This window comes from Variovorax sp. R-27 (assembly GCF_049913215.1).
Lineage (GTDB): Bacteria > Pseudomonadota > Gammaproteobacteria > Burkholderiales > Burkholderiaceae_C > Variovorax.
In genome coordinates this window covers 4,706,904-4,732,356 of sequence record NZ_CP183984.1, presented here as the reverse complement: position 1 = coordinate 4,732,356, position 25,453 = coordinate 4,706,904, and the positions used below count along the sequence as shown (strand labels likewise).

Sequence of the window (25,453 nt, the reverse complement as noted above, 5' to 3'; positions counted from 1 at the left end):
ACGCTGCCGGCCCGGTGCCGGCTGCGCCCCTACTAATTTTCTGGAGTGAGCGAGATGGCAGACACGGCAGCAACGACGGTGAATCTGGGGCATCACCCGGTGTCCGCAAACTTCGTGGAACACCTGCGGGCATTGGCGCAAGGCCGGCCGGACGACGTCTGGCTCACGGTGGCGGGCGAGGCGGATGGCGCCTACTTCGAGAAGCCGATCACCTACGCCGTTTTCGAGTCGCGCGTGCGCGCGCTGGCGGCCCGCCTGCAGCAGCAGTTTGCGAAGGGCGAGCGCGCCCTCGTCATGCTGGACAACGATGACCATTACGCGGTGAGCATGCTGGCGTGCTTCTACGCCGGCGTGATCGCGGTGCCGGTGTTCCCGCCCGAATCCATGCGGCCGCAGCATCTCGCGCGGCTGACGGGCATTGCGCAAGACTCGCAGGCGCGCTGCGTGCTGACCTCGGCGGCGATGCGTGCCGCGATGAGCGGCGCGGCCGATGCGTTTGCGCAGGCCGAGATGATTGCCGTCGACGAGGTGAGTCCCGCGCTCGCCGATGCATGGATGCCGTTCGCGCCCGCCGCGGACGATGCTGCGTTCCTGCAATACACCTCCGGCTCGACCTCCGCCCCCAAGGGCGTGATCGTGACCCACGGCAACCTCATCGCCAACGAGCGCGCCATTCGCGACGGCATGGGCATCGGGCCGGACGACAAGTTCGTGTCGTGGGCGCCGCTCTATCACGACATGGGCCTCATCGGCGGCCTCATGCAGCCGCTCTACAGCGGCATTCCGCTGGTGCTGACCTCGCCGCGCTATTTTCTCGAAAGCCCGGTGCGCTGGCTCGAACTGATCTCGCGCCATCGTGCCACCCTGAGCGGCGGTCCCGACTTTGCCTATCGCCTCTGCCTCGACCGCGTGAAGGGCGCGCGGCTCGCGGGGCTCGACCTCTCGTCATGGCGCGTCGCCTACACCGGCGCCGAGCCCGTGCGCGCAGACACCGAAACCGAATTCATCGAGCGATTCGCGCCCGCAGGCTTCGGCCCTGACGCCGTGTATGCCTGCTACGGCCTCGCGGAAGCGACCCTGTTCGTCACCGGTGGCCGACGCGGCGCCGGGCTGGTCGCGCGCACTTTCTCCGCCGATGCACTGGCCAGGGGCGAGGGCGTGGAAAGCGCGCAGGGCGCGATGCTGGTCGGCTGCGGCGCCGCGCCGGAAGGCCACGACGTACGCATCACCGACCCCGATTCGCTGGCCGCGCTAGACGCTGGCCGGGTCGGTGAAATCTGGGCCAGCGGCCCGAGCATCTGTGCCGGCTACTGGGGCAAGGAACGCGAAACCAGCGAGACCTTCGCCATGCATGAAGGGCAGCGCTGGCTGCGCACCGGCGATCTCGGCTTCATGCATGACGGGCAGCTCTACGTGACGGGCCGTATCAAGGACCTGATCATCGTTCGCGGGCACAACATCTACCCGCAGGACATCGAGCGCACAGTCGAGGCCGAGATCGAGGCCGTGCGCAAAGGGCGAGTCGCCGCATTCGCGGTGTCGGGGCCGGATGGCGAAGGCATCGGCGTGGCCGCAGAGGTTTCGCGCAGCATGCAGAAGCTCGTGCCTCCGCACCTGCTGGTCGACGCACTGGGTGCGGCGGTCAGTGAAGTGTTCGGCGAGGCGCCGTCCGCCGTGGTGCTGCTCAACCCGGGCGCGCTACCAAAGACATCGAGCGGCAAGCTCCAGCGCCAGGCGTGCCGCGCGGGGCTTGCGGCGCGCAGCCTCGATGCGTACGCAATCCACGAACACGGCGTCTTCACACTCGGCGGCCGCGGGTCTTCGATTCCGGCGGAAGCACCGGTGCTCGACGAAATCGGAGAAGCGGTCTCGGCCATCTGGAAGGAAGTGCTCAAGTGGCCCGAAGACCGTGCGTTGGCGCACGACGCGCACTTCTTCACTTCGGGCGGCAATTCGCTGGCCGCGGTTCAAGCATGCGCGCGTATCGCCCGGCACTGGAACATCGAATTCGATCTGCGCGACCTCTTCGAGCAGCCCCGGCTGAACGCTTGCACGGCCATCGTGCACGGCCGCAAGGACCGTCCGGGCCGCGTGCCCGGCACGGCGGCCATCGAGCCGCTGTCCGCCGAGCGCCGGCTGCAGCCCTTGCCGTTGTCGCACGCACAGGAGCGTCAATGGTTCCTGTGGAAGCTTGCGCCGCAGAGCACGGCGTACCACATGAGCGGCGCGCTGCGCCTGTCGGGCACGCTGGACGCCGCCGCGATGCATGCCGCGTTCGAAGACATCGCCGCGCGCCACGAGTCGTTGCGCACGGTATTCCTGGCAGGCGCTGACGGCACGGCAGAGCAGCTGATCAGCCCGTCGTGGGCACCGCTTCTGAATCTGATCGATCTGCGTCACCTCGCGGCCAGCGAGCGCGAAGCACGTGCCGCAGAAGAAGCGCAGCGCCTGTATGCCGCGCCCTTCGACCTGACGCAGGGGCCGTTGCTGCGCGTAGCGTTGATCCGCCTGTCGGACACCTCGCACCTGCTGGTGGTGGTGATGCATCACATCATTTCCGACAGCGCGTCGATGCAGGTGCTGCTCGATGAACTGGCGGCCGGCTATGCCGCGCGGCTGAAGGGCGATGCCCCGTCGCGCCGCACCGCGCCACGAATCCAGTACGTCGATCATGCGGCGTGGCAGCGCAACTGGCTCGCCGCGGGCGAGGCCGGGCGGCAACTGGCCTGGTGGCACGCGCAGCTCGGCGAAGAACATCCTGTCCTGGCGCTGCCGATCGACCGTCCGCGCACGGCGCAGATCGGCTATCGCGCGGCACGCCACAGCGTCGAAGTGCCCGGGGCACTGCTGGTCGGCTTGCGCCAGGCCGCGGCTACCGAGGGCGCCACGCTGTTCATGGTGCTGCTGGCCGGCTTCCAGGCGCTGCTGCACCGCTACACCGGGCAGGAAGACATCCGCGTCGGCGCGCCGGTGGCCAACCGCAGCCGTGTCGAGGCGGAAAACATCATCGGCTTCTTCGTCAATACGCTGGTGCTGCGCAACCGGATCGGTGGGCGCATGCGGCTGTCGGATGTCGTGGCGCAGGCGAAAGAAGCGGTGCTGGGCGCGCAGACGCACCAGGACCTGCCCTTCGAGCAATTGGTCGAGGCACTGCAGCCGCAGCGCAGCCTGAGCCAGAGCCCGCTGTTCCAGGTGATGTTCAACCACCTCGTCGAAGACTACCGGGCGCTGGCGCAGTTGCCGGGGCTCGAGGTTGCGCACCATGCGCTGCCAGACGGAACTGCGCAATTCGAACTCGTGCTGGAAGCCCGCGAGACACCCGATGGCCGGTTGACGCTGGGGCTGGTCTACGCGGCGGAGCTGTTCGATCGGGAGACGATCGAGCGGATGGCTGGGCACTATTTGGCGGTGCTGGAGGCGTTGACTGCCCAGCCTGAACTGGCAGTGGGCGATGTGGCGCTGGTGGGTGCTGCGGAGCGTGCGCAGCTTGTGGCTTGGAGCGAGAACCCGCGCCGCCACGAAGGCGCGCAACCCGTGCATCGCCAGATCGAGGCGCACGCGAAGTCGAAGCCGCAGGCGCCTGCTTTGGTCTTCGGCGACGAAGCCCTGAGCTATTCGGAACTCAATGCCCGGGCGAACCGCCTTGCCCACCGCCTGATCGGCATGGGCGTAGGCCCCGATGTGCTGGTGGGCATCTGCGTGGAGCGCTCCACAGAAATGATGGTGGGCATCCTTGCAGTGCTCAAGGCGGGTGGTGCTTATGTACCCCTTGATCCTGAGTACCCCGCAGACCGTCTTTCCTACACGGTCGAAGACAGCGGCATCGCGCTGCTGCTGACCCAGAGCCATCTTCGCAATCTCATACCTAATGCCGACGCATTGCAGGTGCTGGAACTCGACACGCTCGATACCTCTGCTGAGTCCGAGGCCGACCCACAAGTCAGGCTGCACGGCGAACACCTCGCCTACGTCATCTACACCTCAGGCTCCACAGGCCGCCCCAAGGGTGCAGCCATTCGCCATTGCTCGCTGTTCAGCTGCATGGCCTGGATGCAGGAGTTCTACACCCTCGCAGGCGCTGACACGGTCCTGCACAAGGCCCCCTTCGGCTTCGACGTGTCGGTCTGGGAGATGTTCTGGCCATTGACCTCTGGTGCCAGACTGGTCATTGCCAATCCGGGCGATCACCGGGATCCGGTACGCCTGGTCGAACTCATCCAGAAGCACCAGATCACGACGCTGAACTTCGTGCCCTCGATGCTGCAGGCGTTCCTGGCCTACGAGGGCATCGAAGCAACGACGAAGCTCAAGCACATCATCTGCGGTGGCGAGGCCATGCCGGCAGCCACGCAGAGGGAAGCACTTCAACGCCTGAGCGGCGCCACGCTGCAGAACCTGTACGGCCCGACGGAGACGACGATCCACGTCACCCAGTGGACGTGCCGGGACGACGGCAGCAGCCAGGTGCCGATTGGCCGGCCGATCAGCGAGACGCAGGCGTATGTGCTGGATGGGAGCCTGAACGAAGTGCCCGTGGGCGTGGCCGGTGAGCTGTACCTGGGCGGCATCAACCTCGCACGGGGCTACCTGAAGCGGCCAGGACTGACGGCAGAACGCTTCATCGCAGCGGCCAACGGAAGCCGGCTGTACCGCACGGGCGACCTTGTTCGCTGGAACAACGAGGGCCAGCTGGAGTACCTGGGGCGCATCGACCACCAGGTGAAGGTGCGGGGCTTCCGTATCGAGCTGGGGGAGATCGAGGCGCAGTTGCAGGCGCAGCCCGAAGTCAGGGAGGCGGTGGTCGTCGCGAACGAAGGCCCTGCAGGAGCGCGGCTCGTGGGCTACGTCTCGGGGCAAGGCATAGACACCGCAACGCTGCGAGAGCGCCTTGCAGAGGCGCTGCCCGACTACATGGTGCCCAGCGTCATCGTGGTGCTCGATGCCCTGCCACTGAACGCCAACGGCAAGGTAGACCGCAAGGCGCTGCCCACCGCCGCCATCACCAGCGACAAACCCTACGAGGCCCCGCAAGGCCCCATCGCCGAAACCATAGCCGCCATCTGGGCCGAAGTGCTGCAGATGGACAAGGTCGGCACTCACGACAACTTCTTCGATCTCGGCGGGCATTCGCTGCTGCTGGTTCGCGTGCACCGCCTGCTCGAAGACAGGCTGCGCACCACCGTCGCGCTGGTCCAGCTTTTCAAGTACCCCACGGTCGGTTCGCTGGCGCAGTGGATGGCGCGCGGCGCCGATGCACCCGCGGCGTTGTCGCCCACGGCCGGCGACGACCGTGCGCTGCGCCAGCGCGCCGCCTTGCTTCAACGTCGCAAATCCGCGGAAAGAGTCAACTGATGAACACCCTCAACGAACAGGCCGCGCAGGCCGATGCAGCCACCGGCATCGAGATCGCCATCGTCGGCATGGCGGGGCGCTTTCCGGGCGCCGAAGATGTCAATGCGTTCTGGCGCAACATCCGCGACGGTGTGGAGTCCATAGCCGGCTTCACCGACGAGCAGCTGCGCGCGCAAGGCATTTCGCAGGAGCTGCTCGACGACCCCGCCTACGTGAAGGCGGGCGTCCAGTTCAAGGGCTTCGACCAGTTCGACGCCGGCTTCTTCGGCTACTCGCCGCGCGAAGCCGAGTATCTCGACCCGCAGCAGCGCATCTTCCTGGAGTGCGCATGGGCCGCGCTCGAGCACGCCGGCTGCGACGCGCACACCTGGCCGGGCAAGATCGGCGTGTACGCGGGCGAGGGCCCCAACCTGTACCTCATGCGGCACCTGCTGCCCGCGTTCGGCCTGGGTGACGGACGCGGCATTGCCGACCTGCTGGGCCTCATGAGCGGCAACTCCGGCGGTTCGCTGTGCACCCGCGTGGCCTACAAGCTCAACCTGCGCGGCCCGGCGGTGACGGTGCAGACCGCCTGCTCGACCTCGCTGGCCGCGGTGCACACAGCCTGCCAGGCGCTGCTGGGCTACGACTGCGACATGGCGCTGGCCGGCGGCGTGTGGCTCAACCTGCTGCAGGACGGCGGCTACCTCTACCAGGCCGGCGCCATCCTCTCGCCCGACGGCCACTGCCGCGCCTTCGACGAGAAGGCCGCGGGCACGGTAATCGGCAGCGGTGCAGGCCTCGTGGTGCTCAAGCGCCTGGACGACGCGCTGCGCGACGGCGACACCATTCACGCCATCATCAAGGGCACGGCCGCCAACAACGACGGCGCCGACAAGGTCGGCTTCACCGCGCCCAGCGTGAACGGCCAGGCCGAAGTCATCCGCGCGGCGCAACTGATCGCTGGCGTGACGGCCGAATCCGTCGGCTACATCGAGGCGCACGGCACGGGCACGGTGCTCGGCGACCCGATCGAGCTGGCCGCGTTGACGCAGGCCTTCCGTGCCGATTCAGATCGCACGGGCTACTGCGCCATCGGCTCTGTCAAGACCAACGTCGGCCACCTCGATGCGGCGGCCGGCGTCACCGGCCTCATCAAGACGGTGATGGCGCTCAAGCACAAGACGCTGCCGGCCAGCCTGCACTACGAGCGGCCCAACCCGCAGATCGATTTCGCGGCGAGCCCGTTCTATGTCAATGCCGCCACCAAGGCTTGGCCCGCGGGTGCCGCGCCGCGCCGCGCGGGCGTCAGCTCGTTCGGCATCGGCGGCACCAATGTGCATGTGGTGCTCGAAGAGGCGCCGGCCGCGAAGCCGGCCGAAAGCCCGTCCAGCTGGCAGGTGCTGCCGCTGTCGGCGCAGAACGCCGCTGCGCTGCAGGAGGCCGGCCGGCAGCTCGGTCGCCATCTCGAAGCGTCTGCCGACCAATCGCTTGCCGACATCGCGCACACCTTGCAGAGCGGCCGCCGCCCGCTGCCGCTGCGCGCGGCCATCGTCGCCAACGGCCATGCCATGGCTGCGCAGACGCTGCTGTCGCCCGAGGGCGGCTTCGAGCAGGTGATGCGCGCGCCGGCCACCGCGCCCGAGGTCGCCTTCCTGTTCCCCGGCGGCGGCACGCAGCACGCCAACATGGGCGCGGCGCTGTACCGCGACGACCCGGTGTTCCGCGGCGAGGTCGACCGCTGCTGCGCCCTGCTGAACGACGCGATGGGCATGGACCTGCGCCAGCTGCTTTACCCCGCAGCCGGTGCCGAAGCCGCAGCCGACCAGAAGCTGTCGTGCATCGAATACACGCAGCCGGTGCTGTTCATCGTCGAGTACGCGATGGCACGCACCTGGATGGCGCGCGGCGTGCAACCCGCCGTGATGCTGGGCCACAGCCTTGGTGAATACGTGGCTGCCTGCCTGGCCGGCGTGTTCAGCCTGGAAGACGCGCTGCGCATCGTCACCACGCGTGGCCGCTTGATGCAATCGATGCCCGCCGGTGCCATGACGGCCATCGCGCTGACCGAGGCCGAACTCGCACCGTTCCTCCAGGCCGGCTGCGACATCGCCGCGATCAACGGCCAGCAGCTGTGCGTGCTCGCGGGGCCGTTGCAGGCCATCGAAGCGGCAGAAAGGCAACTGCTCGCCGGTGGCCTGATGCCGCGCCGCCTGCACGTTGCCATCGCTTCCCACTCGGCCATGACCGAGTCCATCGTGGCCGAACTGCGGCAGGTGGTTGCCTCGGTGCCACGCCATGCGCCGCGCATTCCTTTCATCTCCAACGTCACCGGCCAGCCGATCACGGCCGAGCAGGCGGTGGACCCGGCCTACTGGGGTCGCCATCTGCGCAGCACAGTGCGCTTTGCCGACGGACTGGCCGCGCTGCTGGGCGTGGCCGGGCGTGTCGTGCTCGAAGTGGGCCCCGGCGAAACGCTGGCGGGCCTCGCGCGCCAGCATCCGATGGCCGGGTCGGCCGCAGGCATCTGGGCGAGTCAGGCGCATCCACAGCAGCAGGCCCGCAACGAGCGGCAACTGGCCAGCGTGACCGGCGCGCTCTGGTGTGCCGGTGTCGAGATCGACTGGGCCGCCTGCCGCGCGGGCCGGCCGCGCCGCCAGGTGCCGTTGCCTACCTATCCGTTCCAGCGCCAGTCGTACTGGATCGAGGCGGGCACATTCGAGGGCAGCGCCAAGGCAGGGCCGGCAGCCGACGCCTTCTACGTGCCCACCTGGAAGCGCACCGAGCCGCTGCTGGCGGTGCACACCCCCGCGCCGGCCGGCACCTGCACGCTGGTGTTCGGCGAAACGCGCAGCCTCACCGACAGCCTGATCCGCCACCTGCACCGTGAGGCCGACGCGCATCCCGTGGTCTGGGTGGAGCAGGGGCCGGGCTTCGTCGAGATCAGCCCGCGCCACTACGCGGTGCGCCCCGGCGAGCGCGCCGACCACGAGCAGGTGCTGGGCAAGGTGCAGGCCGAGCTGGGGCCGGTCTCGAAGATCTATCACCTGTGGAGCGTGGACGACGAGCTTGCAGCGCCTTCGCAGTCGAGCGAGACGCTGGAGCGCGGCTTCTTCAGCCTGCTGGCTCTTGCGCAGGCCCTCGACAGCGCGTCGGCCGGCAGCGAGCGCAAGCTGGCGATCCAGGTCGTCACCAACCAGATGGAAGACGTGAGCGGGCTGGAGCCCCTGTGCCCCGAGAAGGCCACGCTGTTCAGCCTGGCCAAGGTGATCGGGCAGGAATATCCGCACATCGACTGCCGCGTCATCGATGTGGTGCTGCCCACAGCCGGCAGCGATGCCGAGGCATGGCTGGTGAAGCAGCTCGCGGCCGACATGCCGGCGCGCCACGACGAGCCGCTGGTGGCGTACCGCGGCCCGCATCGCTGGGTCAAGGCCTACGAGCCGCTGGCGCTGCCGGCGCCGGGCGCGGGGCCGCAGCAGCGGCTGCGCACCCATGGCGTCTACCTGATCACCGGTGGCCTCGGCGGCGTAGGCCTTTCCGTGGCGCGGCACCTTGCCAAGTCGTGGCAGGCGAAGCTGGTGCTGTTCGGGCGCACGCCGTTGCCCGAGCGCAGCACCTGGGAGGCGTTGGCCGCATCGCCGGAGCAGCCGGCGGCATTGCGCCAGAAGCTGCTGCAGCTGCTCGAACTCGAAACCCTCGGCGGCGAAGTGCTCGCGCTATCCGCAGACGTGGCCGATGCCGCGCAGATGAAGGCGGCCACCGCGCAGGCCCGGCTGCGCTTCGGCGCCATCCACGGCGTGATCCATGCGGCGGGCCATGCCAGCAGCGGGATGATCGGCCAGCGCACCCGCGCCATGGTCGACGCCGTGTTCGCGCCCAAGCTGCGCGGCACGCAGGCGCTGCTCGAAGCGGTGCGCGAAGACGCACTCGATTTCGTGCTCTTCTGTTCATCTATTTCCAGCATGGCCGGCGGCCTGGGCATGAGCGACTACGCCGCGGCCAACGCGTATCTCGATGCATTGGCCGCGCAGGTGCAGCGCAGTGCGCGCCACGCGGTGTTCTCGGTCAATTGGGACGCCTGGCGCGATCTGGGCATGGCCGCTGGCATGGTGCTGCCCGAAGGCGTCGGCATGGACGGCCCCGAAGGCGCGCTGGCGCTGGAACGAATCGTCAACGGCCCGGCGTTCTCGCAGGTCGTGATTTCTACGACCGACCTGACGCAGCGCCTTGGCGAGCTCGACAGCGGCATGCTCGAGCTGATCGAGTCCGGGCCGCTGGCCCACGCCGCGCGCGCGGGCCGTCGCAACCACCCGCGCCCCGCGCTCGACACGCCCTACGTCGCGCCCGACGGCGACCTCGAGACCGGCCTTGCCGCCGTCTGGCAGGACATGCTGGGCATTACCGCCATCGGCATCCACGACAACCTGTTCGAGCTGGGCGGCGACTCGCTGCTCGCCATCCAGATCCTGGCGCGCGTGCGCAAGGCTTACGAGGTCGAGCTGCACCCGGCCGCCTTCTTCAAGGCGCCAACCATCGCCGACCTGGCCCTGCTGGTCGAGACCCGGCTGATCGAAGAGATAGAGAACAGCGAGAACAGCGACCCGGCCGATGCCGCCACACCGGACCGACTGTCCGCCACCGTCTGAAACAAGCACCGTCATGCCCGAAATCCAGGATATCTCCGCACGCCGCGCCAGCCTGAGCGCCGAACAACGCGCCAGGCTGAAAGAAAGACTGCGCGGTGCGAACGTGGCCGGCACGCGAGAGGCCGGGAGCGCCATTCCCCCGCGCCCGCAGAAGGACCGGGCGCCGCTGTCTTTTGCCCAGCGCCGGCAGTGGTTCCTGTGGAAGCTGGACCCGGCCCGCACCGCCTATCACCTGAGCGGCGGCCTGGTGCTCACGGGGCAACTGGACACCGAGGCCCTGCGCGCGAGCATGCAGGCGCTGGTCGATCGCCACGAGTCGCTGCGCACCGTGTTCCGCGAGGAAGGCGACGGCGAGGCGGAGCAGGTCATTCTTGAAGCCTTGACGGTTGAACTGCCGTGCATCGACTTGAGCGCACTCGACGCCGGGGCGCGCGAAGCGGCTATTCAGCACGAGGTGCGCAGCATTCGCACCGAGCCCTTCGATCTCACGCGCGGCCCGCTGATGCGCACCGTGCTGCTGAAGACCGGCGCGCAAACGCATCGGCTGCTGGTCGTGATGCATCACATCGTGTCCGACGGCTGGTCCGTGCAGCTCACGCTGGACGAACTGGCCGTGCAGTACGCCGCGCGCGTGCAGGGGCAGCCAGCAGCGCAGCCCGCACTGACGGTGCAGTACGCCGACTACGCCGTCTGGCAGAACCAGTGGCTCGACGGCGGCGAGGGCGAGCGCCAGCTCGCATGGTGGCGCGATCACCTGGGCACCGAGCAGCCGGTGATCTCGCTGCACACCGATCGCCCGCGCAACGCCGATGGCCGCTACGGCTCGGCACGCGTCACCGTCGCGCTGCCGGCCGACACCGTCGCGCGGCTGCGCCAGCAGGCGCAGGGGCAAGGCGCGACGCTGTTCATGGCGCTGCTCGCAGGCTTCAATGCGCTGCTGTTCAGGCACACGGGGCAGACCGATGCGCGCGTCGGCGTGCCCATTGCCAACCGCAACCGCGCGGAGACGGCGGGCGTCGTCGGCTTCTTCGTCAACACGCAGGTGCTGCGCTCGCAAATCGGCGCGCGCACGACGCTGGCCGAGTTGCTGGTGCAGACGCGTGACACCGCCATCGGCGCGCAGACCCATCAGGACCTGCCGTTCGAGCAACTTGTTGGTGCACTGCGGCCCGAACGCAGCCTGAGCGCGAACCCGCTGTTCCAGGTGATGTTCAACCACGTGCGACGCGACCATCGCTCGCTGGCCGAATGGCCGGGCGTGTCGGTTCAGCGGCTGGATTTCGAGGAAGAGGATGCGCAGTTCGAGCTGACGCTGCAGACGCTGGAGCTCGAAGACGGTCGGGTCGATGCGACCTTTCTCTATGCGGCGGAGCTGTTCGATCGGGAGACGATCGAGCGGATGGCGGGGCACTATCTGTCGGTGCTGGAGGCATTGACTGCCCAGCCTGCGCTGGCAGTGGGTGATGTGGCGCTGGTGGGTGCTGCGGAGCGTGCGCAACTCGCGGCGTGGAGCGAGAACCCGCGCCGCCACGAGGGCGCACAGCCCGTGCATCGCCAGATCGAGGCGCACGCGAAGCACCGCCCGGATGCGCCCGCGTTGGTGTTCGGCGACGAAGCCCTGAGCTATGGCGAACTCAATGCCCGTGCGAATCGCCTTGCCCACCGCCTGATCGGCATGGGCGTATGCCCCGATGTGCTGGTGGGCATCTGCGTGGAGCGCTCCACAGAAATGATGGTGGGCATCCTTGCCGTGCTCAAGGCAGGCGGCGCCTACGTGCCCCTGGACCCCGAATACCCCGCAGACCGCCTTTCCTACATGGTCGAAGACAGCGGCATCGCATTGCTGCTGACCCAGAGCCACCTGCGAGATCTCATCCCCGGTGTCGACGCATTGCAGGTGCTGGAACTCGACACCCTCGATACAGCGTCCGAGTCCGAGGCCGACCCACAAGTCGCGCTGCACGGCGAACACCTGGCCTACGTCATCTACACCTCCGGCTCCACAGGCCGCCCCAAGGGTGCAGCCATCCGCCACAGTGCTCTCTTCAGCTGCATGGCCTGGATGCAGGAGTTCTACACACTCGCAGGTGCAGACACGGTCCTGCACAAGGCCCCGTTCGGCTTCGACGTGTCGGTCTGGGAGATGTTCTGGCCATTGACCTCAGGGGCAAGACTGGTCATTGCCAACCCAGGCGACCACCGGGATCCGGTACGCCTGGTCGAACTCATCCAGAAGCACCAGATCACGACGCTGAACTTCGTGCCCTCGATGCTGCAGGCGTTTCTGGCGTACGAGGGCATCGAAGCGACGACGAAGCTCAAGCACATCATCTGCGGCGGCGAGGCCATGCCGGCAGCCACGCAAAGAGAGGCACTGCAACGCCTGAGCGGCGCCACGCTGCAGAACCTGTACGGCCCGACGGAGACGACGATCCACGTGACGCAGTGGACGTGCCGGGACGACGGCAGCAGCCAGGTGCCGATCGGGAGGCCGATCAGCGAGACGCAGGCGTACGTGCTGGACGCAAGCCTGAACGAAGTGCCGGCGGGCGTGGCCGGTGAGCTGTACCTGGGGGGCATCAACCTCGCACGGGGCTACCTGAAGCGACCAGCACTGACGGCAGAGCGCTTCATCGCAGCGGCCAACGGAAGCCGCCTGTACCGCACGGGTGACCTGGTGCGCTGGAACAACGAGGGGCAGCTGGAGTACCTGGGTCGCATCGACCACCAGGTGAAGGTGCGGGGCTTCCGCATCGAGCTGGGGGAGATCGAGGCGCAGTTGCAAGCCCAGCCCGAAGTCAGGGAGGCGGTGGTCGTCGCGAACGAAGGCCCCGCAGGAGCGCGGCTCGTGGGCTACGTCTCGGGGCAAGGCATAGACACAGTCACGCTGCGAGAGCGCCTTGGAGAAGCACTGCCCGACTACATGGTCCCAAGCGTCATCGTCGTGCTCGATGCCCTGCCGCTGAACGCCAACGGCAAGGTAGACCGCAAGGCGCTGCCAGCACCGGAGTTCACGAGCGACAGGGCGTACGAGGCGCCCGAGGGCGAGATCGAGCAGGCGCTCGCAACGATCTGGGCCGAAGTGCTCGGCGTCGCCCGCGTGGGCCGCAACGACAACTTCTTCGAACTTGGCGGCGACTCCATCCTCAGCCTCAAGGTAGCGGCGCGCGCCGCCAGGGCCGGCGTGCAACTGAATCCCCGACAGGTTTTCGAACACCAGAGCCTGTCGCGCATCGCCCATGCCATCAGGATCGATCACGCTTCACAGTCACCGGCAATTCCCGTACTGACGACAACGCAGCGCGCCGGCACCCTCGCGCTGTCTCACGCGCAGATGCGCCAGTGGTTCCTGTGGCAGCTCGACTCCGCAAGCACCGCGTATCACATCAGCGGCGCACTGAAGCTGGAAGGCAAGCTCGATGTAGAGGCCGTGCGCGCGAGTTTCAACGCGCTGGTGCAGCGCCACGAGTCCCTGCGCACAGTGTTCCGCGCCGACGCGCAAGGCCTGGCCCGGCAACTGATCCACGAAGCCGGGGCGCTGGACATCGCCATGGTCGATCTGGCGGCACTGCACACCGGGCAGGAACGTGAAGCGCGCAGCAGGGAAGAAGCCCTGCGCCTGAGCCATACGCCCTTCGACCTCGGCGAAGGCCCGCTGCTGCGCGTAGGCCTGATCCGCCTGGCGCCCGAGGAGCACATGCTCGTCGTGGTGATGCACCACATCGTGTCCGACGGCTGGTCGATGCAGGTCATCGTCGACGAATTCGTGGCGCAGTACAGCGCACGCGTGCAAGGCTCGGTTGCAGAGTTGCCTCCATTGCCGATCCAGTACGCCGACTACGCCGCATGGCAGCGCGACTGGCTGGAAGCCGGCGAGCGCGACCGCCAGCTGGCGTACTGGACGCAGCACATCGGCACCGAGCAGCCCGTGCTGCAACTGCCCACCGACCACGCAAGAAAGGCCGATGGCCGATACAGCGCCGTGCGGCATGGATTCGAACTGTCGGGCGATCTCGTGCAGCGGCTGCACCGGCGCCTGCAGGGCCAGGGCGCGACGCTGTTCATGGGCTTGCTTGCGGGCTTCCAGGTACTGCTCAGCCGCTACACCGGCGAGCCCGACATTCGCGTGGGCGTGCCGATTGCCAACCGCCACCGCGCCGAAACCGAAAGCGTGATCGGCTTCTTCGTCAACACGCAGGTGCTGCGCAACGTGCTGGACGGTCGCGAGAGCCTGACGCAGGTGCTGCTACGCGCCAAGGAAGCCGCACTGGGCGCACAGGCCCATCAAGACCTGCCGTTCGAGCAGCTGGTGGAGGCGCTGCAGCCCGAGCGCAGCCTGAGCACCAGCCCGCTGTTCCAGGTCATGTTCAATCACCAGCGCGGCGACCTGAAGGCGCTGCAGAATCTGCCCGGTCTCACGCTGAGCGAGTGCGACCTGGGTGCGCAGGCCGCGCAGTTCGAACTGACGCTGGAAACCACTGAAAGCGCCGATGGCAGTGTGCGAGCGAGCCTGCGGTACGCCGCGGAACTGTTCGAGCCTCGAAGCATCGAGCGCATGGCAGGCCACTACCTCGCGGTGCTGTCCGCATTGGCCGATCACCCCGAACAGCCTGTAGGCGACGTGGCATTGCTCGGCGAAGCCGAGCATGCGCAACTGGCCGCATGGGGCGCGCGAAAGCGGGCGGCTGAAACGAGTGAGCCGATTCATCGGTTGATCGAGAAGCAGGTTCGGGCGCATCCCGAAGCGCCTGCGCTGTCCTTCGGCGAGCAGACGCTCAGCTACGCCGAGCTCAATGCACAAGCCAACCGCCTCGCACACCGGCTGATCGCCCTGGGCGTGCGGCCCGAGACCAAGGTGGGCATTGCAGTGGATCGCTCCATCGAGATGGTGGTGGGCATCCTGGCGATCCTGAAGGCCGGCGGTGCCTATGTGCCGCTGGATCCGGAATATCCGGTCGGCCGGCTGGCCTACATGGTCGGCGACAGTGGCATCAGGCTGCTGCTCACGCAGAGCCATCTGCAGGTGCCAGGCACCGAAGCGCTGCAGGTGCTGGCGCTGGACACGCTCGACCTGGCCGAAGAGCCGTCGCACGATCCGCAGGTCGAACTGCACGGCGAGAACCTCGCCTACGTCATCTACACATCGGGCTCCACGGGCCGGCCCAAGGGCGCGCAGCTGTGCCATCGCAACGTGAGCCGCCTGTTGAGCGCCACAGATGCGTGGTTCGGCTTCGGCGCTGACGACGTCTGGACGATGTTCCATTCCTACGCCTTCGACTTCTCCGTGTGGGAGATCTTTGGCGCCCTGTGCACCGGCGGCAAGCTGGTGGTCGTGCCGTTCTGGGTGAGCCGCTCGCCTGAAGACTTTCTGCAGCTGCTGCGCAAGGAGCGCGTCACGGTGCTCAACCAGACGCCCTCGGCCTTCGGCCAGCTGGCCGGCCTGCCCCAGGCCCATGAAGGCGGCCTGGCGCTTCGCACGGTGATCTTCGGCGGCGAGGCGCTGGACCCGCAGCGCCTGCGCGGGTGGATAGAGCACCACGGCGACGACAGCCCGCAGCTGATCAACATGTACGGCATCACCGAGACCACGGTGCACGTGACCTGGCGGCGCATCACCGCTGCGGACGTCGGCGAGGCGCGCAGTCCGGTGGGCATCGCGATCCCGGACCTGGGGCTTCGGGTGCTCGACGGGCAGCTCAACCCGGTGCCGCTGGGCGTGGCGGGCGAGCTGTACGTCTCGGGTGCCGGGTTGGCGCGCGGTTACCTGAACCGCAAGGGCCTGACGGCAGAAAGATTCATCGCGGCAGAAGACGGGGAGCGGCTGTACCGCACGGGCGACCTGGTGCGCTGGAACGTGGAGGGCCAACTGGAGTACCTGGGCCGCATCGACCACCAGGTGAAGGTGCGGGGCTTTCGCATCGAGCTGGGCGAGATCGAGGCAGGGTTGCTGGCGCAGCCGGAGGTGCGCGAAGCCGTGGTTGTTGCGAACGGCGGCCCTGCGGGGACCCGGCTGGTGGGCTATGTGTCGGGGCAGGACATCGACACCGCCGTGCTGCGCGAGCGTCTCGGCGAGGCGCTGCCCGACTACATGGTGCCCGCGGTGCTGGTGGTACTCGACGCACTGCCGCTGAACGCGAACGGCAAGGTGGACCGCAAGGCGCTGCCGGCGCCGGAGTTCGCCGCGTGCAGCGCGTACGAGGCACCGCGGGACGAGACCGAAGAGAAGCTCGCCGCTATCTGGGCGGAGGTGCTGGGTGTCGAGCGCGTGGGGCGCAACGACAACTTCTTCGAGCTTGGCGGGCACTCGCTGCTTTCCGCGCGGCTGGTGGCGCGCCTGCATGCCGCCATGCAAAGCGAACTCACGATCCGCGACGTCTTCCAGTACCCGACCCTGGCCGCCATGGCCGCCCGGATCGCCGAGGCCCTTCGGGACAGCCCCGTGGTCCAGGCCCTTTCAGAAATCGATTCGCTGATCGACAGCATGGAGACCGTTTGATGGAAACCACAGCAACCCGTCGCATCGCCGAGCGCTTCTCCCGGTTGTCGACCGAGCAGCGCCGCGTGGTGTACGAGGGGATCCGTTCCAAGGGTCTGACGCTTGACCAGTTTCCCATCCTCCCGCGCGAAGACGCGGCGCAGGACCGCTGCCATGTCTCCTACGCGCAGCAGCGCCAGTGGTTCCTGTGGCAGCTCGATCCGCAGAGCACGGCCTATCACATCAGCGACGCGCTCAAGCTCACTGGAGCGCTCGATGTGGACGCGGTACGCACGAGCTTCAAGGCATTGGTGGCGCGCCACGAATCGTTGCGCACGGTGTTTCGCGCCGATGCCGACGGGCTCGCCGAGCAGGTGATTCGCGAAGACGGCGAACTCGACTTCTCGCTGCTGGACCTCAGCCTGACGGACGCCGACGCCCGCGAGGCGATGGCCCGCGAAGCAGCGCACCGCATCGGCAACACGCCCTTCGACCTGACGCAAGGACCGCTGCTGAGGGTGGCGCTGATCCGCCTGGCGCCCGAGGCGCACGTGTTGGTGCTGGTGATGCACCACATCGTCTCGGACGGCGGGTCGCTGCAGATCATCGTGGACGAGTTTGTGGCTCAGTACCGCGCCTGCGTGCAGCACGAAGCGGTGGCCTTGCAGGCAATGCCGATCCAGTACGCCGACTACGCCGTGTGGCAGCGCCACTGGCTGGAGGCCGGCGAGCAGGAGCGCCAGCTCGCCTACTGGAAGGCGCAGCTCGGCGCGACGCAGCCAGTGCTGCAACTGCCGCTCGACCGCGCCCGAAGGCCCGATGCCCGGTATGGCGCGGCCGCCCATCGGGTCGAGTTGCCCGTGTCGCTGGTTCAGGGCCTGCAGAAGCGGGCCCGGAGCCAGGGGGGCACGGTGTTCATGGTGCTGCTGGCCGGCTTCCAAGTGCTGCTCGGTCGCTACAGCGGCCAGCAAGACATTCGCGTGGGCGTGCCGATTGCGAACCGCCACCGTGTGGAGACTGAAGGCGTCGTCGGCTTTTTCGTCAACACGCAGGTGCTGCGCGCCGTGGTCGACAACCGCACCAGCCTGTTGCAGGTGCTGGCGCAGACGCACGAGGCGGCATTGGGCGCGCAGATGCATCAGGACCTGCCGTTCGAGCAATTGGTCGAGGCACTGCAGCCCGAGCGCATTCCGGGAATCCAGCCGCTGTTCCAGGTGCTGTTCAATCATCAGCGCGCGGATTTCTCGGGACTGGAGGGGCTGACGGGGCTTGCGCTGGAGCCCTACGACCTGGGTGCCCAGGCCGCGCAGTTCGAGCTGATGCTGGTCACCGACGAGAGCCCCGACGGCCGGCTGCATGCGAAGTTCAGCTATGCGGCGGAGCTGTTCGATGCCTCGACCATCGAGCGCATGGCCGGCCACTACCTGGCAGTGCTGCAGGCGCTGGCGGACCACCCCGAACAGGCCGTGGGCGAGGTGACGTTGTTGAGCGAAGCCGAACGGGCGCAGCTCGCGGCCTGGGGTGCCAATTCGCAAAGCTTTCCGGATGCGACGCCGGTGCACCGGCTGATCGAAAGGCAGGCTGCGCAGCAGCCCGAAGCGGCAGCGCTGGTGTTCGGCGACGAGATGCTGAGCTACGGCGAACTCAACGCCAGGGCCAACCGCCTCGCGCACCACCTGATCGCGCTGGGCGTCAAGGCGGAAACGAAGGTGGGGATCGCGGTGGAGCGCTCCATGGAAATGGTGGTGGGGCTGCTTGGCATCCTCAAGGCCGGTGGCGCTTATGTTCCGATGGACCCGGAGTACCCCGCGGAGCGGCTGGCCTACATGGCGCAGGACAGCGGCGTTGCACTGCTGCTGACGCAAAGCCATCTGCAGTCGCAGGTGCCGGGCGCCGAGGGATTGCGCGTGCTGGCGCTCGACACGCTGGACCTGGACGCACAGCCCGCAAGCGACCCGCAGGTCGCGCTGCACGGCGAGAACCTCGCCTACGTAATCTACACCTCGGGCTCCACCGGCAGGCCCAAGGGCGCGCAGATGAGCCATCGCAACGTGACGCGGCTGCTCGGCGCCACCGATGCCTGGTTCCGGTTCGGCCGGCAGGACACCTGGACCCTTTTCCATTCCTATGCCTTCGATTTCTCGGTGTGGGAAATCTTCGGCGCGCTGTGCACCGGCGGCAAGCTGGTCATCGTGCCGTTCTGGGTCAGCCGGTCACCCGAAGACTTCCTGCAACTGCTGCGGGCGCAGCGGGTGACGGTGCTCAACCAGACGCCTTCGGCGTTCGGCCAGTTGATCAGCCTGCCGCAGGCCTACGAGGCTGGCCAGGAACGCCTGGCGCTGCGCGCGGTGATCTTCGGCGGTGAGGCCCTGGACCCGCAGCGGCTGCGCCAGTGGATCGAGCACCACGGAGACGAAAGCCCGCAGCTGGTCAACATGTACGGGATCACCGAGACGACGGTGCATGTGACCTACCGGCGGATCACGGCGGCAGACATGGGCCGGCAGCGCAGTCCGGTCGGCCTTGCCATTCCGGACCTCGGGCTGCGGGTACTCGATGCGCATCTGAACCCGGTGCCGGTCGGCGTGGCCGGCGAGTTGCATGTCTTCGGCGCAGGTCTCGCACGCGGCTACCTGCACAGGGCCGGCCTGACGTCGGAACGCTTCGTTGCGGGAGCGCACGGAGAGCGGCTGTACCGCACGGGCGACCTGGTGCGGTGGAACAACGAGGGGCAGCTGGAGTACCTGGGCCGCATCGACCACCAGGTGAAGGTGCGGGGCTTCCGCATCGAGCTGGGAGAGATCGAGGCGCAGTTGCTGGCGCTGTCCGAAGTGCGCGAGGCGGTTGTGGTGGCCGACGAAGGCCCCGCCGGCACGAGGCTGGTGGGCTACGTATCGCCGCATGCCGGCCAGGCGATCGACGTTGCGCAGCTGAAGGAGCAACTGGGCCAGGCGCTGCCCGACTACATGGTTCCCGCGGCAATCGTCGTGCTGCAAGGATTGCCGCTCAACACGAACGGCAAGGTAGACCGCAAGGCGCTGCCGGCCGCGGAATTCACGAGCGAGCAGGCGTACGAAGCGCCCGAGGGCGAGGTGGAAGAGAAGCTCGCCGCGATCTGGGCCGAGGTGCTGGGCGTGGCGCGCGTGGGGCGGCAGGACAGCTTCTTCGAACTCGGCGGCCATTCGCTGCTGGCGCTGCGGCTGTTGGAGCGCATGCGCGCCCAGGGCTGGGCGGCGCAAGTGCGCACGCTGTTCCAGCAGCCCCGGCTCGGCGCCTTCGCGCAGGCGCTGGCGCAGGAGCCGGTGCGACGGGAAGTGATTGTTCCGCCCAACGGCATCCCGGCGGATTGCAGGGCGATCCAGCCGGAGATGCTGACGCTTGTGGCGCTGGATGCGCGGCAGATTGCGCGCATCGAGGCGGCGGTGCCGGGCGGGGCGGCCAACGTACAAGACATCTACCCGCTGGTGCCGATGCAGGAGGGGATGCTCTTCCACCACATGCTGCAGACGGAGGGCGACGCATACATCACGCTGAACCGCCTGAGTTTCGAGAGCCGCGAAAGGCTCGAGCACTTCGTCGCCAGCTTCAACGAAGTGATTGCGCGCCATGACATCCTGCGAACGGCCGTGATGTGGGAAGACCTGCCCGAACCAGTGCAGGTGGTGCATCGCAAGGCGTTGCTCGAGCTCCAGTGGCTGGCAGATGCCGAGCCGAGTGGTGCGAGCGCGGCCGCGCGGCTCGATGCGCACGTCGACCCGGCCCACTACCGCATCGACGTGCGCAATGCACCGATGCTCAGGGCCATCGCCGCTCACGACACGGACAACGGCCGCTGGCTCCTTCAACTGGCGAACCATCACCTGGTGGTGGACCACACCACGCTGGAGCTGGTCGTCGAGGAAATCGCGCTGATCCAGCAAGGGCGAAAGGCCGAGCTGTCGGCGCCCGTGCCGTTCCGGCGCTTCGTCGGGCAGGCCAGGCTGGACGTGAGCCAGGCCGAGCACAAGGCCTTCTTCAGCCGGATGCTCGCCGATGTGGAGGAGCCGACGGCGCCCTTCGGCCTGCTCGACGTGCAGGGCGACGGCACCCGCGTGCGCGAAACCTCGCTCGCGCTGGACGCCGGACTCGCATTGCAGGTCAGGCGGCAGGCACAGAGACATGGCGTGAGCGCCGCGGCGCTGTTCCACCTGGCCTGGGCGCTGGTGGTGAGCAAGACCACGGGCAGGGACGACGTGGTGTTCGGCACCGTGCTGTTCGGCCGCATGCAGGGCGGTGCGAATGCCGACCGGGCGCTGGGCATGTTCATCAACACGCTGCCCGTGCGCGTGCGGCTGGGAACGCAAGGCGTGCAGGCATGCGTGCGCCAGACGCATGCGGCACTGATCGAGCTGATGCATCACGAATACGCCAGCCTCTCGCTGGCCCAGCGCTGCAGCGGACTGCCGGAGCGGATGCCGCTGTTCACGGCGCTGCTGAACTACCGCTACGGCGCGCAGCAGGGCAAGGCGGCGCAGAAGGGCCCGCTCTGGGAGGGCATGGAGATCCTCGGCAGCAGGGAGCGCACCAACTACCCGATCGAGATGTCGGTGGACGACCTGGGCGAGGGCTTCGGGCTGGTCGCGCAGATTCACGAGGCCGTGGATGCCGGGCGCGTGTGCGACCTGATGGTTGCAGCTGTCGAGGCCGTCGTGCAGGGCCTGTCGCTGCAGCCCGACTGGCCGGTCTGCGAACTCGGGGTGATGTCCGATGGCGAGCAGCGCCAGCTTGCCGCGTGGGGTGAAAACGCTGTGCGGTACACCGAGGATGTGCCGGTGCACCGGCTGATCGAGCGTCAGGTCGCGGCACATCGCGACGCGGTGGCGCTGGTCTTCGGCGACGAGATGCTGAGCTACGGCGAACTCAATGCGCGAGCCAACCGCCTCGCGCACCATCTGATCGCCCTGGGCGTGAAGCCGGAGACGAAGGTGGGGATTGCGGTGGAGCGCTCCATCGACATGGTGGTTGGCGTGCTCGCGATCCTGAAGGCCGGCGGTGCGTATGTGCCGCTGGACCCGGAGTACCCGGTGGACCGGCTGGCCTACATGGTGGCTGACAGCGGCATCGCGCTGCTGCTCACGCAGAGTCACCTGAGAGCCCTGGTGCCGGGCGCCGAGGCGCTGCAGGTACTGGCACTGGACACGCTGGACACCGGCGGCTGCTCCGATGCGGACCCGCAGATCGCGCTGGGCGGCGAGAACCTGGCCTACGTCATCTACACCTCCGGCTCCACGGGAAAACCGAAGGGCGTGATGGTGCGGCACCTGTCGCTCAGCCACTTCATGCTGAGCATGAAAGACGCACCGGGCATGACGCAGGACGACGTGCTGGTCGCGGTCACTTCCCTGTCGTTCGACATCGCCGCCCTGGAGCTGTATCTGCCGCTGCTCAGCGGCGCGCGCCTCGTGCTGGCATCGAGGGATGTGGTGCGAAGCGGCAGTGCGCTCGGGAAGCTGATGGATGACTGCGGCGCCACGGTGCTTCAGTCCACGCCCGCGGGCTGGCGGCTTCTGCGGGCTACCGGATGGAACGGTGGCCGGCTTGCGAACTTCAAGGGCCTGTGCGGTGGAGAAGCGCTGCAGGAAGACCTTGCGGAAGACCTGCGGGCGATCGGTGTCGAGCTCTGGAACATGTACGGCCCCACCGAAACGACCATCTGGTCGACGGCGGCCGAGGTTCGCGGCAGGCCTCGCATCGGCGGACCGATTGCGGCCACAACGCTCCACGTGCTGGACGGATTCCTGAACCCGGCGCCGGTAGGTGTGCCGGGCGAACTGTTCCTGGGCGGCATCGGCCTGGCGCGCGGCTACTTCCAGCGCGCGGGCCTGACGTCCGAGCGCTTCGTTGCGGCGAAAGACGGTCAGCGCTTGTACCGCACGGGCGACCTGGTGCGATGGAACACTGAAGGGCAGCTGGAGTATCTGGGCCGCATCGACCACCAGGTGAAGGTGCGGGGCTTCCGCATCGAACTGGGGGAGATCGAGGCGCAGCTGCTGGCGCAGTCCGAAGTGCGCGAGGCCGTGGTGGTGGCGCGCGAAGGCGCGGGTGGCGCATCCCTGGTCGCCTACATCGCATTGCAGGTGGGGCAGGCGATGGAGGTGGCGATGCTGCGCGACCGGCTCGCGGTGGTGCTGCCCGACTACATGGTGCCGGCCGCCATCGTCGTGCTCGACCGCCTGCCTTTGAACGGAAACGGCAAGGTCGATCGCAAGGCACTGCCGGAGACGGAGTTCACGAGCGACCGTGCATACGAGGCGCCCGAAGGCGAGGTGGAACAAAAGCTGGCTGCGATCTGGGCCGAGGTGCTGGGCGTTGCACGCGTGGGGCGGCATGACAGCTTCTTCGAGCTCGGCGGGCACTCCCTGCTGGCCGCACAACTCGCGTCGAGGGCACGCGTCGACGGCGGCTTCGAGTTGCCGCTGCGCAAGATATTCGAGCACCCGGTGCTTCGAGACCTTGCGAATGTCGCCCGGCAGGCGAGGCATGGCACCCCGTTGTCCAGCCAGGCACCGGTGCTGCAACCGGTCGAGCGCATGGCCGACATGAAGCTCTCACCCGCGCAACAGCGCTTGTGGCTGGTGAACCGGCTGTCGGACGGATCGGCCGGCAAGCACTCGGCCTACAACATCTCGGCGGCGCTGCGATTGTCGGGAGCACTCGATGTCGATCTGGTGCGGGCCACGCTCGATGCCATCGTGCAGCGGCACGAAGTGCTGCGGACCTGCTTCCCCGAGAACGACGACGGCGACCCCGTGGCGCGCATCGCGCCAGAGAGCGAGCTCGTCGTTCCGTTGACGGATATTTCGCACCTGTCGGGCGAGTTCCGGGCGACAGCGATGAACGACGCGCTCGCCGTGCATGCGGGCACCGCGTTCGACCTGACCACTCGCCCGGCCTTTGCGGCGGCCGTGCTGCGCTTGCAGCCCGAGGAGCACGTGCTGCTTCTGTGCGTGCATCACATCGTGTTCGACGGTTGGTCGGAAGCCGTCTTCATCCAGGACTTCATGGCCCTGTATGCGGCGCTGCGGGAAGGGCGTGGCTCACTCCTTGCACCGCTCGCGATCCAGTACGCGGACTACGCCGACTGGCACCACCGCAAGCTCGCGCAGAACCTTGCGCAAGACACCGCGTTCTGGCGCGACTACCTCGATGCCGCTCCCGCCGTTTCCACGCTCAAACCCGATCGCACCCGTCCCCCTGTGGCTTCGGTGGCGGGCGACACGGTCGGCATCGACATCGGACGCGAACTCGCGCAGGCGCTGCAGGGCCTGGCGCGGGAGCAGAAGACCTCGCTCTACGTGCTGCTGCTCTCGGCCTTCCTGCTCGTGCTGCACCGGCAGGCCGCGTCGGACGACCTGGTGGTCGGCACCGACGTTGCAGGGCGCGACCATCCGGCGCTCGAAGACCTGATCGGCTTTTTTGTCAGCGTGGTGCCGTTGCGTTCCCGGCTCTTGCCCGCGCTGCCATTCGCGCAGTGGCTCTCGACGGTCAAGGAGAGCACGCTGTCGGCCTTCGAGCACCAGGACGTGCCGTTCGACCAGATCGTCGAGCTGGTCGGCGCGCCCCGCAGTCGCCAGCACAACCCGCTGGTGCAGGTTCTGTTCGTCATGCAGAACATGCCCGAAGAACGCTTCGAGATCCCGGGTGTCGTCATCGAGCCGATCGCGAAACCCGGAACGACATCGAAGTTCGACCTCGCGGTCTTCGTGAGCGAGAACGAAAGCGGCCTGCGGGCCGAGTGGACCTTTGCCTCCAGCCTGTATTTGCGCGAAACCATCGAACGCGCATCCGCCGCGTGGCGCGATCTCCTGCAGCAGGTTGTCGCGGCACCCAACGGCGTGCTGGAGAGTTTCGTCATTCAATCCAACCCGGAAAGAAAAACCATGTCATCTACTTCGCCTGCGCTGGGCAAACTGCAGAAGCTCAAGAAATTCGCGGACAAGGACCGCGACGTCCAGTCGGCACCGCGCTCGCCTGTGCGCACGTCCTTCCTGTCGAACCAACGGACCTTTCCGCTGGTCATCGAGGCCACGAGCAGCGACATCGACGCGGTGGCATGGGCCCGGGAGCAGCGCGACTACATCGAGGCCAGCCTGCGCAAGCACGGCGGCATCCTGCTGCGCAATTTCGGCCTGCGTACGCCGCAGGAATTCGAGGCTTTTGCAGAAGTGATCGAGCCTGAGCTCTACGGCGGCTACGGCGACCTGCCGAAGAAGGAAGGCGGGCGCAACACCTATCGCTCGACGCCGTATCCCGAGCGCCAGATGATCCTGTATCACAACGAGAGCTCGCACCTCGACCGCTGGCCGCGCAAGCAGTGGTTCTTCTGCGAGCTGCCTTCGCCCGTGGGCGGCGCCACGCCCATCGTCGATTGCCGCGAGATGCTGCGCCATCTGCCGGCCGACATGGTGGTGGAGTTCGAGCGCAAGGAGCTGTTGTACGTGCGCACCTTCGTGCCCCGGTTCGACGTGAGCTGGCAGGACTTCTTCAAGACCGACAGCAAGGCGGAGGTCGAGGCGCGTCTCGCACTGGCGGGCATCGCCTGGCGTTGGCTGGACGAGGAAACCCTGCAGACCCGTACCCGTTGCCCGGCGGTGATCACGCACCCCGTCACGGGCGAGCGCGTTTTCTTCAACCAGATCCAGCTGCACCATGTGAGTTGCCTGGAGGCGGACGTGCGCGAAGACTTGCTTGTCATGGCCGGAGGCCTGGATCGCCTGCCGCGGCACGTGACCTATGGCGACGGTACGCCGATCGATGATGAGACCATGGCGATCGTCGGCCGTGCCTACGAGGCCTGCGCCGTGCGCTTCGACTGGCGCCAGGGCGATGTGGTGATGCTCGACAACATGCTCGCGGCACACGCGCGGGACCCGTACGAGGGGCCGCGCAAGATCGTGGTCGCCATGGGCGCGATGTTCGACCGCGCTGCCCAGCAACCCGTTGTGTCCGAGGGTTGAAG

The 25,453-nt window shown here is 67.7% G+C and carries 4 protein-coding genes; all 4 read left to right on the top strand.

Annotated elements, in window-relative coordinates; translation table 11 throughout:
- Window positions 1-54: 54 nt before the first annotated feature.
- The 4 genes from ACN9MV_RS22185 to ACN9MV_RS22170 are packed head-to-tail and all read left to right on the top strand — an operon-like array spanning window position 55 to window position 25,451.
- Window positions 55-5,352: an amino acid adenylation domain-containing protein gene (locus tag ACN9MV_RS22185; protein WP_426389468.1), complete on the top strand. Its 5,298-nt coding sequence runs from the start codon at window positions 55-57 to the stop codon at window positions 5,350-5,352.
- Window positions 5,352-9,980 carry an SDR family NAD(P)-dependent oxidoreductase gene (locus ACN9MV_RS22180; RefSeq protein WP_426389466.1) on the top strand — a complete coding sequence of 1,543 codons (4,629 nt, stop codon included), beginning with the start codon at window positions 5,352-5,354 and terminating at the stop codon, window positions 9,978-9,980. The genes ACN9MV_RS22185 and ACN9MV_RS22180 overlap by 1 nt, the downstream gene beginning before the upstream one ends.
- A gap of 13 nt (window positions 9,981-9,993) precedes the next feature.
- Window positions 9,994-16,476 (top strand): amino acid adenylation domain-containing protein, encoded by a 6,483-nt coding sequence (locus tag ACN9MV_RS22175; protein WP_426389465.1) that lies wholly within the window; start codon window positions 9,994-9,996, stop codon window positions 16,474-16,476.
- A complete protein-coding gene (locus ACN9MV_RS22170; RefSeq protein ID WP_426389463.1) occupies window positions 16,476-25,451 on the top strand; it encodes an amino acid adenylation domain-containing protein in 8,976 nt (2,991 codons plus the stop codon). Before ACN9MV_RS22175 ends, ACN9MV_RS22170 begins: the two co-directional genes overlap by 1 nt.
- Window positions 25,452-25,453: the final 2 nt, after the last annotated feature.

Coding starts and splice junctions, on each gene's coding strand:
- ACN9MV_RS22170 (WP_426389463.1), top strand. CDS start 16,476: ATGGAAACCACAGCAACCCGTCGCATCGCCGAGCGCTTCTCCCGGTTG.
- ACN9MV_RS22185 (WP_426389468.1), top strand. CDS start 55: ATGGCAGACACGGCAGCAACGACGGTGAATCTGGGGCATCACCCGGTG.
- ACN9MV_RS22175 (WP_426389465.1), top strand. CDS start 9,994: ATGCCCGAAATCCAGGATATCTCCGCACGCCGCGCCAGCCTGAGCGCC.
- ACN9MV_RS22180 (WP_426389466.1), top strand. CDS start 5,352: ATGAACACCCTCAACGAACAGGCCGCGCAGGCCGATGCAGCCACCGGC.